This is a genomic window from Shewanella decolorationis, from assembly GCF_004354305.1.
GTDB lineage: Bacteria > Pseudomonadota > Gammaproteobacteria > Enterobacterales > Shewanellaceae > Shewanella > Shewanella decolorationis.
Genome location: NZ_CP037898.1, coordinates 2,894,934 through 2,907,193 on the forward strand (window position 1 = coordinate 2,894,934; position 12,260 = coordinate 2,907,193).

At 50.9% G+C, this 12,260-nt stretch carries 9 protein-coding genes; 3 read left to right on the forward strand and 6 right to left on the reverse strand.

What is annotated here, in order from left to right; translation table 11 throughout:
* Positions 1-18: 18 nt before the first annotated feature.
* From EYR25_RS13170 to EYR25_RS13195, 6 genes are all read right to left on the reverse strand, one after another.
* Positions 19-1,305, reverse strand: a complete 1,287-nt coding sequence (locus tag EYR25_RS13170; protein ID WP_133180626.1) for an acetyl-CoA hydrolase/transferase family protein — start codon at positions 1,303-1,305, stop codon at positions 19-21.
* Between the two features lie 237 nt (positions 1,306-1,542).
* Positions 1,543-2,664 carry an ABC transporter permease gene (locus EYR25_RS13175; protein ID WP_133180628.1) on the reverse strand — a complete coding sequence of 374 codons (1,122 nt, stop codon included), beginning with the start codon at positions 2,662-2,664 and terminating at the stop codon, positions 1,543-1,545.
* Positions 2,654-3,595 (reverse strand): ABC transporter ATP-binding protein, encoded by a 942-nt coding sequence (locus EYR25_RS13180; protein ID WP_133182867.1) that lies wholly within the window; start codon positions 3,593-3,595, stop codon positions 2,654-2,656. The genes EYR25_RS13175 and EYR25_RS13180 overlap by 11 nt, the downstream gene beginning before the upstream one ends.
* 95 nt (positions 3,596-3,690) lie before the next feature.
* A complete protein-coding gene (locus EYR25_RS13185; RefSeq protein WP_133180631.1) occupies positions 3,691-4,704 on the reverse strand; it encodes an HlyD family secretion protein in 1,014 nt (337 codons plus the stop codon).
* Positions 4,704-5,402, reverse strand: coding sequence for a TetR/AcrR family transcriptional regulator (locus EYR25_RS13190; protein WP_133180633.1), 699 nt, complete (start codon positions 5,400-5,402; stop codon positions 4,704-4,706). Before EYR25_RS13190 ends, EYR25_RS13185 begins: the two co-directional genes overlap by 1 nt.
* Positions 5,403-5,577: 175 nt before the next feature.
* Positions 5,578-5,925 carry a hypothetical protein gene (locus EYR25_RS13195; RefSeq protein WP_023267442.1) on the reverse strand — a complete coding sequence of 116 codons (348 nt, stop codon included), beginning with the start codon at positions 5,923-5,925 and terminating at the stop codon, positions 5,578-5,580.
* 500 nt (positions 5,926-6,425) lie between these two features.
* On the opposite strand from EYR25_RS13195, the gene EYR25_RS13200 reads away from it, so the two are divergent.
* The 3 genes from EYR25_RS13200 to EYR25_RS13210 all read left to right on the forward strand — a co-directional run bounded on the left by EYR25_RS13200 (position 6,426) and on the right by EYR25_RS13210 (position 12,204).
* Positions 6,426-7,283, forward strand: a complete 858-nt coding sequence (locus EYR25_RS13200) for a lipase family protein (RefSeq protein ID WP_133180635.1) — start codon at positions 6,426-6,428, stop codon at positions 7,281-7,283.
* Between the two features lie 10 nt (positions 7,284-7,293).
* Positions 7,294-8,625, forward strand: a complete 1,332-nt coding sequence (locus EYR25_RS13205) for a DUF4785 domain-containing protein (protein ID WP_133180637.1) — start codon at positions 7,294-7,296, stop codon at positions 8,623-8,625.
* A 369-nt stretch (positions 8,626-8,994) separates the two neighbouring features.
* The gene (locus EYR25_RS13210; RefSeq protein WP_133180639.1) at positions 8,995-12,204 is read left to right on the forward strand and encodes an nSTAND1 domain-containing NTPase; all 3,210 of its coding nucleotides are present in this window, start codon (positions 8,995-8,997) and stop codon (positions 12,202-12,204) included.
* Positions 12,205-12,260 lie beyond the last annotated feature (56 nt).

The following is a 12,260-nucleotide window of genomic DNA, read 5'->3' on the forward strand; positions in this document are numbered from 1 at the left end:
AGTAACTGATTGATAAGGTTACAGACTTAATCCCCACACCTCGAAGGCATCGCGGCAAAGCTGCTCACGAAAATCCGGATGAGCGATATTGATCAAGGCCTGTGCCCGCTCGCGCAGGGAGCGACCACGTAGGTTCGCCGCGCCATACTCGGTCACTATGTAATGCACATGGGCACGGGTCGTTACCACCCCAGCACCGGGCGATAACACAGGAGCAATGCGGGAAATCTTGCCGCCCGAGGCGATACTTGGCAAGGCAATCACTGAGCGGCCGCCTTCGGATAACCCCGCGCCACGAATAAAGTCCATCTGCCCGCCAACACCCGAATAAATCTTAGTGCCTATCGAATCGGCGCAAACTTGGCCCGAAAGATCGACCTGCAGCGCCGAGTTAATCGCCATCACATTAGGGTTTTTACGGATAATAGAGGTATCGTTCACCTGCTCAATATCCATAAAAATGACCGCTGGATTATCATCCACATAGTCGTATAACTTCTGGCTACCTAAGGCGAAACCTGTGACCAGTTTTCCGGGGTAAAAACGTTTCTTGCTGTTGTTAATTACGCCCTTTTCGACCAGCTGCAAAATCCCGTCGGAAAATAGTTCGGTATGCACACCTAAGTCTTTGTGTTCGGTCAGACAGGACAACACCGCATCGGGAATCGCGCCAATGCCCATCTGCAAACAATCGCCATCGCGCACTAACTCGGCCACATTTTTACCTATTGCCAAACTCACGGCATCGCCGGTGGCAAAGGCATGGATGGGCAAACTCGCGCTCTGTTCATACACGGCGGCAAAACGGTCGATATGAATAAAACCATCGCCGTGGGTGCGGGGCATTTGCGGGTTGATATGGGCGATGATTTTACCCGCCACTTGGCAGGCGGCTAAGGTAGCCTCTACCGAAATGCCCAAGGAACACATGCCGTGTTTATCGGGCGGCGACACTTGGATAATCGCGGTATCAATTTTTTGCTCGCCGGAGCGAAATAACTTAGGCACTTCCGAGAGGAAAATCGGCACATAATCCGCATCACCACTTTGCAATAATGGCCGAGTCGGCACCCCGCCGAAGAAACAGCGATGGCGCAAATGCCCCTGTAAACTCGGGTGACTTAAGGACTCGGCGCCTTCGGTATGTAGCTGTAATAAGGTGAGATTTTCAAGGGTGAGCGCATGTTTTGCCAGCGCATCTAATAAGACTCTGGGGGTCGCCCCCATGGAATGGGTCCACAGGGTTTCGCCATTTTGAATGAGCGATACCGCTTCAAGGGCACTTTGACACACAATCGCAGGCATACAGAATTCCTTCGCTTAGCTGATCCCCATTCCTTTGCGCATGTTGTGGCGAGGATGCGCCACACGCTTTGCATCTCCACTCCCCCAAGGGATCCGCAAAGCCAATACCGCAAAGGAACATTTTAATAGCAGCAGTGTAAGCGAGTTCTAAAGTAACTAACATCCATTTCAACGACTTAGTCCAATTCTTTACCAATACTTTGCGTTAAGTCAAAACTCGCGCCCAAAGCGAGAGCCTTAATCCAAACGTTTGGAGAATCGTAGACTGGCCACCAGCAGCCCTAAACAGGTAAAGCCAATCATCCACAACGCATCAAATTGCAAGTCACTCACCTGGGCATCCCTCAACACAATCGCGCGGGACATGCGCATAAAGTGCGTCGCGGGTAACGCCTCGGCAATCCACTGTGCCGCCACGGGCATGGCCTCGTAGGGAAACATAAAGCCCGACAACAGAATCGACGGCAGCAGGATAAACACCGTCATCTGCATCGACTGCAACTGGGTTTTCGCTATGGTCGAAATCACTAGGCCTAAGGTCAAACTGGCGCAGATAAACAGCATAGCTGCCAGCGCAATCGAGTCTAAGCCGCCACGAATCGGCACGGCAAACAGTAAATGTCCTGCGGTAAGAATAATGGCCAATTGCACAAAGCCCACTAATACATAAGGCGTGATTTTACCTAGCATTAGCTCGAGCGGCCTCACTGGCGTAGTGATTAAAAACTCCATATTGCCCTGCTCTCGCTCACGCACAATTGCGGCCGAGGTAAACATCACCATGGTCATAGTCAAAATGACCCCTAAGAGGCCGGGGACGATATTCACCACAGAACGCTGCTCAGGGTTAAAATACTGCACTACCTCAAAACTGGGGGGATTCGATTTGACCGCCCTGCCCGCAATCTCATCCAGTGGCATTTGCCTTAAACTGCGAATGGTGGAGGCAACCACAGTATCCGAGCCATCCACCAACCATTGCCCCACAGGCTCGGCAAAATAGGCCTGTCCCGCAAAGGCGGGATGTCGCACTAAACGCTCGTCGAGATCGGCGCCTAAATACAACACGGCTTTCACTTCGCCCCGAGTGATGGCCGCATCCGCCTCGGCGGCGCTGAAGTAGCGATGTTTAAAATCAACGACTTGAGTCGCTTCTACCGCCTTAACCAAGGCGCGGCTATAAGCTGAATCGCTTAAGTTCACTAAACCTGCGGGCAAATGGCGCGCATCGGTGTTGATGGCATAACCAAAAAGCATTAACTGCACTAAGGGGATCATCACTATCATGCCGAAGGTCATGCGATCCCGCGATAACTGCCTGAGTTCTTTGACCACAACCGCCCAAATTCTACGTAGCATCTAGGGCCTCCTCTGTAGTGGCCTGACTGCCAATCGGCGGCGTTAGCTGGGCACGCCCACCCGTGCAGGTGACAAACACATCCTCAAGGCTGGGGCGCACTTCGGTCAGTGCTCGCCCCGCAACCCTTGGGCTTAACCAAGCCAGTGGATCTGCAATCGAACTTTGCACTAATACCCGTAAACGACTGCCAATCTGCGCCGCCGATAATACGTTGGCGTCGCTGATAAGCGACTGTTTAAGCTTACGTAAATCCTCACCAGAGACTTCAACGACCCGCGCGCCCATGGCCGCCATTAATTGTTGCGGCGAGCCGTCGGCGCGTTTTATCCCGCGCTCTAAAATCGCCAGACCATGGCAACGCTCGGCCTCATCCATATAGTGGGTCGAGACTAGAATCGTGGTGCCTTGGGCGCAGAGATCGAACAGCCGCTCCCAAAACTCGCGGCGATTTTCAGGGTCGACCGCCGACGTCGGCTCATCGAGAAATAACAGCTCGGGGTGATGCAAGGTCGCGGCGGCTAAGGCTAGACGCTGCTTTTGCCCACCACTCATGGAGCCCGCCATTTGCTTCTCGCGCCCCACCAAATCGTACAGGCTTAATAACTCGGCCAAACGCGCCTTGGTTTGGCGACGATTCAGCCCATAAATTTGCGCCACAAACTCAAGGTTTTCCCGCACCGACAGATTGTCGTAGAGGGAGAATTTTTGCGTCATATAGCCAATGCGGCGGCGCAGTTTTTCCTCGGCGCCGGGCAAGGTTTCCCCCAACACCCGAATATCCCCCGAGGTCGGGCTAAGCAGCCCAGTCAACATCCGAATAGAGGTCGACTTGCCGCAGCCATTGGGGCCTAAAAACCCATAAATCGTGCCCTTGGGAATCGCCAAATCAAGATCTTCGACCGCATTGATGCCGCCAAAGGCGCGGGTCATACCGCGGGTTTCGATAGCAAACTCAGAAGCCGTGCTTGATGTTTCTGCCGTAGATGTCCCAGCGACTAATCCCCCTGCTGAAGCCTGTTGAGTGCTCATGGCAGCTGTACCTCAAGGGCCATTCCCGAGGGTAAATCCTGCCCTTCTGGCGCAATATCAATATCGGTGAGATACATCAGTCTCGCCCTATCGCGTTCATTTAAGGCATAAAAAGGAGTGTAAGCCGGTTGACTGCGAATATTACGCACTGTGCCAGCAATAGGCTGCGCGCGGCCATCGACCAGGATCTTCACTTGGCTTCCCGCCTTAACCCTATCGAGCCAAGTTGCTGGCAGATACACCCGCACATAGGGATGCTCAATTGCTAATAAACCAATGAGTTGACTGCCTGCGGCCACCCTATCGCCCACCCGCCAAGGTAAGGTATCCACCACTGCGGGTCTTGCCGCTACTAGGCTTAAATCCTTAAGGGCCTTTTGCTGCTGCGCCACGCTAGCCATGGCCGCCTCGACTGCGGCTCTGGCTTGTTCGAGTTGCTCGCTACGGGTGCCGTTTTGCAGCAGTCTAAGGCTCTGCTCGGCTTCGGCCTGCTTGGCAAGGCTGGTATCACGCGCCGCGCGCGCCGTATCTAAGTCCGCTTGGCTAAGCACCTTAGTCTTAAATAACCGCTGCGTGCGCTCAAAATTCTGCTGCGCCTCTTTCACACTGGCATTGGCACCATCGAGGGCCGCCCGGGCTTTATCTATGTCTTCCGAGCGGGCCCCCGTCACGGCTTCTTCCAACTTGGCCTGCGCTTGCTTAAGCTCGGCCTGACGTTGACCTAAGCGCGCCTTAGCGGCTGTGCTATCCAGCTCGAGTAACACCTCCCCCGCCTGCACTTGCTGGCCTTCGACAACATTAATCCGGTTGATCAGCTCCCCCACGGGTGCGGTGAGGGTTAACCTGTCGCGCTCGACGGTGCCCAGCACACGGGGCGATTCATCGCCGCAGGCCGTCAGTTGCAGTAACAATGCCGCGCCCAATAGACTCGTCACCAACTTTGCCCATCTTTGAGGGGAAAGTCGCCGCGCCTTAACCGACATCACTGTTAACCTATTGGTTAAAATCATCATTCACTCCTAGGTTCACGTAATACGCCCTGAGTAAACACCTGCATATTGTGTAGTGCCAAACGTTGTAAATCCGCAGCATTGGCACCAAAAAGGCCAAACTGACGCATCAAAACTGGGGGCGCGATCAGCGGAAATACCATCAAACTGATAAAACTCAGGCGCACTAAATTGGGATCGAGGCCTTCTTTGAGTAATCCAGCGTTTACTAATCCCGACTCGACCCATTGGCGCGAGAGGGACAGAATTTGCTCAAACACCGACAACATGATCCGATAGGCCTCGGTGCCATCACCTTCCTGCAACACACGCACGATTAGTCGGGGTAATCCGGGATTAGGTGCCATCACCCGATAATAGGTTTGCATCAGTTCACCTATATCATTGGGTGCTTGAGAGCTGGAGATTTCACGCAAACGCGCAATTACAGGTGCGAGAGTTTCCCGCACCATCTGCTCAAATAAGCCAGCCTTAGAGCCAAAGTAATAGCGGATAAGCGCGGCATCCACTTCGGCCTCACGGGCAATTTCACGGGTAGAAACGGTGGGATAACTGCGTTCACTAAAGAGCGTCACCGCGGCGGCGATCAGCCGTTGGCGCGCATCAGAGTTGCCTTTCGGGCGACCCGCAGTCATGGACTGCCCAGGTTGGGCGGCAAAGGGAACCACACCTCTTGGGCGACGAGAGATCAGCGACATAAGCCTCTCCAGCAAAATTCATCTATTGAGGAATATACTGAAAAGCTGCTGGAAAAGGCAGCAGTTAAATTCCTCATTTTGATTAAAACTGAGGAATTTAACCTAAAGGGCTTAAGCCTAAGATATCAGAGGGTTAAAACCATTTTTAAGGCTGGTGTTTATCTTTAATGAAATCCTAAGTCCCTTTCACTATGGCGCTTAAACGTGCGATAAATTGCTGCACAGCTTCAAGGGTATCGAAACTAAACGCCAATCCGTAGTGGGTTTCGTTAAGGCTCTTATGTAAGCGCTTGGGAAATCGCGTCATTTCCGCATTGTGGTAATAGTCATACTTGGCATGTACGCCCGCTAAGGTGGCCAGTTCGCTGGAAAACACCTCAAAGGCCGGGCGGATAATCAGTTGCGCGGTTTTGCCCTCCATATGCAGATAAAAAGCTTCCTTAGTCTCTGGCAACATATATTCGGTAATGCTCTTCACCGAAAAATTGCTGCGGCAATGCAGCTCGGTTAAACAGCGGCTCATTTCCTGTTGTGTAATAGCCAAAAGCGCCTCCTGAAAGTGTAAACATCTTGATATACAGAACAATAAACTGATTAGTGGTTCAGTGTTAATAAAAATAATTTCCCACAGCTTTAGGCAAATTTAAACAGCTTAATACGCCATGCGTTTTATTAGCGTTTACTGATCAAGTAATTAGCGTGTCCCTGCTCCCTATTAAAACACAGTCAAAAGATTGTCGCTATGTCATTAAATTGTATAGTGAATTTTTGCTTGCCAGCAGAAAATGTTGCGGCTAGGTTAATAACCCAGAGTGGAAGTCTGGCCAGTTTAACCGCCGATGCAAAAGCCAAAGCGGTGATGTGTTTTAGGCTTCCATTCCCAAGGTTTCGCCGTATTGATTTAAACCTGACAAATGATTGCCATGCCGAACGCTGCGACTTAACGCCATTCACCCGACACTCAATGGTCGTTAGCAATGGACTGCAAGGCCGTGCTCTATCACTAAGAGATGAGAAACACCCATGAAGATAAAAAACACCTTAATGCTCTTGGGTCTGTTAGCTGTCAGCCCTGCGGTTTTTGCCGCAACAGGTATCGCCTTTGTCCACGGAACCGGAAAACAAACCAATGCGTTAGCCGACTATTGGACATCGGAATTTGTTAACTCGGTGCGCCAAGGGATCCCCGTTCCCAATAATTACACCGTGATTAACTGCGACTTTGACCAATATATGTGGGAAGAAGCAGCTGCGGGTTGCCTCGCCACTCAGCTCAATAGCTTTATCCAAGCGAAGAATATTGATGATTTAATCCTGCTCACCCACTCCAATGGCGGTAATGTGGTGCGCTGGATTTTATCCAACCCCACCTGGGACAGCCGCTATCCTGCGGTGATCAACGCCACCTCTAGAGTCATCGCCCTTGCGCCATCGAGTGGCGGCACGCCGCTGGCCGATGCGGTCAATCAGGGCAATGTGTTCGAAACCACCCTAGGCTGGCTCTTAGGTTATGGCAGTAATGCGGTCAAACAGCAGCAAGTCGGCTGGATGGCAAACTACAACAACACTTGGCTCCACGGCACCACTGGTCGCCCGAGTTTAGGTAAACCCTTCGAGGTGGTTGTCGGCTCGGATGTGGATTCCGCCATTTGGGATAGCGACAGCTACTGCGCAGGCTATCAATATCAGGTCGCTCTCGAGACTACCCAAAACTGGCTCGATAGCTGCTCCGACGGCTTCTTAAATTGCAGCTCCCAAAAAGCCGCAGGCACAGTCTGGTTTACCGATAAACAAAAGACCCGGGGCAAAGAACCCTTAAGCCATCAGCAGAGTCGCCGTGCCTGTTTTAACTTAGACACGCTGATCCGCAACCATATTTAAGGAGCCAACTATGCCACCTTTTACACTTCGCACCTTAAGCAAAGCGGTCAGCTTGGTCATCTTAGCTGGCCTGCTTGGTGCCTGTCAGGATGAATCGACTACGCCTGAGCCACAAAAAGAAGCCAGCCCAATGTATGCCAAGGGCTTAACCTTATCAGCGCCAACGGATAGCGATCTTGTCGATACCCATATCGCCGCACCAACCCTCGCGCCGATTAATACCAGTACCGATTATGTCAGCTTTATCACCCCGCTCTATGGCGAATACCAAGCCAGTCAACCCGTGCTTGAGCAGGCAAGCCAGAGTGATGAGTATTGGCTTAATGTCACTGGCGCCGAGCTAAATGCTGGCGTACAGCTCAACTTGAGCCAAGCGGGCAGCTTAGTGCGAATTGCGCCCCGCGGCGATGTCAGCACAGGCGCCTTGATGCATGCCGAGGCGGTCGCCCCCGAGCAGGTGCAAATTCAGCGGATAGGTCAAACGCCGCAGGGCAAAAACGCCAACAGCCCACAAGCGACGGAATCTTTAGTTAAATCGCTGGTAAGCGCTGACGCCTTAGCCAGCGCAGGGCTAGCCGATGATTCCAGCGCACTGCAAATGTCTGAAAAAGCCACGGCCGGAGAATATCGCCTACAAGTCAGCCAGCCCTTGGTCGCTAAGGCCAACTATCTGGTCAACGTGAAGGAAAAAGGCTCGCCCTATCAACTGAGCATCAAGGCGCCCAGCGCAATTGCAGCCGATGCCCAAACGGTTGGGGTAAAACTCAATTTAAGTCAAAGCGATAATCAATTTTCGCCTCAGGCCAAACTCAAACAAGCCGATGGCACAGAGCAAGCGCTGACCATGGTGAAACAGGGGGATGAATGGCAGGCTTTAGTGCCCGCGGACTTGCCCCTTGCCAACAGCAATGCGGGGCTGAGTGAAATCGAAGTCACAGTCCAGACTCAGGTCGATGGCCGCCCTGTGCAGCGCACGGTGAAAACCGCCTTTAAGTCCTATGTGAACTCGGCCAGCATCAAGCCCGAAGTATTGACCGTTTGGGACAAAGGCGTGCCGAATCAAGTCAACTTTGAGCTAACTGTCGCCGAGGCGGGACGCTTTGGTTTAAGTGGCGTGCTCACGGGCACCAATGCCGAGGGCCAAAAAGTGGCGATCATGCGTACCCAAGCGGCAACTTGGTTAACGCCCGAATCCCCCAAACTCAAGCTGATGTTTGACCCCAAACTTATCCAAGCCTCCGGTCTACAACCGCCCTTTGAACTCAACGAGCTAGAGCTGCAAGACCAAGGGCAAATGGCGCGGTTAAGTTTTCAGGCTAACGCACTGGTGCTTACGCGCTAACTCAATTTAACCCATTTCTCCCTTCCCAACCGCTTTGAGTGCCCACCTTGGGCACTCTTTTTTTTACCCGTCATCCGAGTTAATGCAGCCAAGCCAAGCGTTTACCCAAGTAAAAGTGCAATTATCGCGCAATCCCCCAACCCTGTGACAACACATGGGTATCAGTACAAAATGCTGTCACAATTTCAAGATAAAATTTACATTGATTATAAAAGCTTACTGCTTTTAAATAACAAGGAGTCTAGGCATAATGCCAATGTTTTGACGCAAAAACCCATAGCAAAATATGCAAATGGAATATAAAAATAACAATGGCTAATGGCACCGCGATTCCCCCGCCTTAGTCGATGCTCAAGCAATGGAAATCCTATGAGTGACAGCACATTTTTTTTTGGTGAATGGCAAGTCAATCCCAGCGCCAACAGCCTACTCCTTGGTAAACAAGTTAAACAACTTGAACCTAAGGCAATGGATGTATTGTTGTTTCTCTGCCAAAACGCCGGTGAAGTAGTCAGCAGCGACGAAATTGTTAGCCATTGCTGGCCGGGGGTCGACACGGGCGACAATCCACTGCACAAGATTATCAACCAGTTACGTCGCGCCTTAGGCGATAGCGCCACCGAATCCCGTTACATTGAGACCATTCGCAAACGTGGCTATCGCACCTTAGCCGAGGTTCGCTTTCCCGTTGGCCACGAGGCCAGCGCCACGCCACAAACCTGGCAAGGCGGCTCGCCGTTTCCGGGCCTGCAAGCCTACAGCGCCAACTATGCCGACGTATTCTTCGGCCGCAGCGAGCAAATTAGCACGCTGCTAAATCGTATTAGCCAACAAATCCAGTTTGGCCGCGCCTTCTGCTTAATTTTGGGCCCCAGTGGTAGCGGTAAATCCTCCTTAATCAATGCCGGTGTATTGCCTAACCTTATGGCCGCCAATGGCTTTAATGGCGTTGGGGTTGTGGCCTACAGCAGCCTCGATTTTGCCGATGTCAGCAAGGGACAACTGCTCACCGATCTGGCCAGTGCCATGCTCGACTGGGAGCTAAACGACAGCCCAGTCTTTGAGGGAATGAGCGCAGACTCGCTTGCCGCCAAGCTTGAGCAAGATCCACAAAGCATTGTCGATATATGTAAACAAAGCCTTAAAAATCAGGCTTATGCTACACCACGCTTTGCCTTATTTATCGACCGATTAGAGGTCTTATTATCCTCGCCTCTGTTTAGCGATGCCGAACGCAGCGCCTTTATCGAGCTATTAGAGCGTCTTGCCACTTCCCATGCGGTGTTGATTCTAAGTGCCTGTCGTAACGACTTTTATCCGCAGCTAGTCAATTATCCCAGCCTGATGGCGGGCAAAGCCCGCGGCGCCCATTTCGACTTAGCGCCGCCCACTCGCACCGAGCTGTTGCAGATGATCCGCCTGCCAGCCGTTGCCGCCAATTTAACCTGGGAAATCGATAGCGACACCGCCATGCCGCTTGATGAAATGCTCTGTAGCGATGCCGCCAGCAACCCAGATGCGCTGCCTATGTTGCAATACACCTTGCAGGCGCTGTATTTACAACGCAGCGACGACGACAAACTATTGGTCTCTGTATATCGCACCTTGGGCGGTATCGAAGGCGCTATCGGTAAAAATGCCGAGCAGGCCATCTCCCATTTAACCGAGGCCGAAAAAGCCAGTCTGCCACGGATTTTATCCCTGCTAGTCACCCTGCGTGAGGATGAAAAATCCATCACCAGCCGCACCGCCCGCTGGTCGCAGTTGCAAAGCGCGGCCGAAACCGCCCTAGTGCAAGCCATGGTCGATAGCCGCTTATTTGTGTCCCATCTTCAAAACGGTGAACCCTGTTTTAGCATCGCCCACGAAGCCCTGCTGCGCCGCTGGCCAAGGGCGACGGCGTGGATCAGCGAACATAATGACAGCCTTAGCATTAAGAGCCGACTACAGCATTTATCCCAGCGCTGGCTCAGCGAAGCCAAACACAGCGCCTATTTGCTGGCCGAGGGTAAACCCTTAAAAGAGGCCCAAAGCCTTAGGCAAAATCCCTTATTTGACTTAGACGAGCGGGAAACCGACTTTATTGCCGCCTCCAGCAAACGCGCCACTATGCTGCGCTGGACGAGGCGCGTTACTGTTGCCCTGCTGTGCGTACTCACCTTAACCTCAGTCATTATGAGTGTTCGCAGTATCGAAGCCGAAAAGCTGGCCCAGCAAAAACGCCTCGCCGCCGAAGATCTGCTCGGGTTTATGGTGGGTGACTTCGCCGATAAGATGCGCGGCATCGGCCGGATGGACTTACTCGACGGGATCAGCAATAAGGCATTGGAATATTTCACGGATTTCTCCAGCCAAGACGATGAGAAGTACTTAAGCTTCGACGCCCGCTTCCAGCATGGACAAACCTTAGAGGCCATGGGCGAAGTCGCCTATTCACGCAATAAAATCGATGAAGCCCGCAGCGCCCTACTCGCCGCACAGGAAAAAATGCTGCCGCTGCTCGAATTGCAGCCCGAAAACTTAGCCCTGCTAAAAACCTTAGGCGCCAATGCCTTTTGGTTGGGTCAGCTTAAATATGATGTAAGTGATTGGGCGGCATCGCGCCCGTTCTTCGAGCAGTACTTAGCCTATAGCCAAACCATGTATGCCCTAGCACCAGAGGATAAAGATGCGCTGATGGAGCTGTCCTATGCCCATAACACCTTGGGCTCAGTGTCGATGAAGCAACAGGACTTTGCTAAAGCACAGCAAGATTTTGAGGAGTCGCTAAGACTTAAATTGCTCGCCTTAGCAAAAGCGCCAGAGGATAGTCAGTTAATTGCAGATGTGGCCGATACAAGATCTTGGTTAGCGAGTGCTGCGGTTTCACAAGGTGATGTCGCATTAGCAATAGAGGTTCATGCGGAGTTACAAAAGGAATTAGAAAAAAATGCCTATAGTAATAGCCCATATCTTTTAGAAAAGTTAGGCGGTAGTTACCAAACCTTAGCTGAACTTTTGAATTATCAAAATTTAATCGATTTAGCACTAGAAAAATCACTTCAAAATTTATCAACAGTTGAAAAAAATCTAAAACAAGACCCTGAAAATGAAGTCTGGAAAGTCCTAAAATACTACAGTTATTTCCAGGTAATTAAGCTAAGCCATAAAACCATCGAAGTGGGCTCTGAGTACAGTCTTTCTAACGTAGAAAAGCTATTGAAATCAGATAGTGGTTTAACTAAAAATCCGAAGAAAAAAGATATCTTAGCTAACTATTATCTTTCTGCCGCAACATACTTAAAAAACACTGGCTCTAATGTTGAAAGCCTAAAATATGCAATTAACTCAAAAAATACGTTCAATGAACTACTTAATGAGTTCAATCAAAATACAACTTACATTGCAAACTTATCTGAAAGTGAGTTACTTATAGCAAATCAATTAACCTCTCTAGACTCCATGAGTGAGAAAGAGAAAATTTGTTTAAGTGTAAAAAATCGCTTAGAGAGCTTAATCTCGATAACAAGAGATCCAAAATATATTATTCCCTATAAAAAATCGCTTGATTGCTTAGAAAATTCACATTTTAATATCTAGCGTAAATATCATGGAAATTAATTTCAAAATATCTTTAACTAGTGCGAGGAACAAAT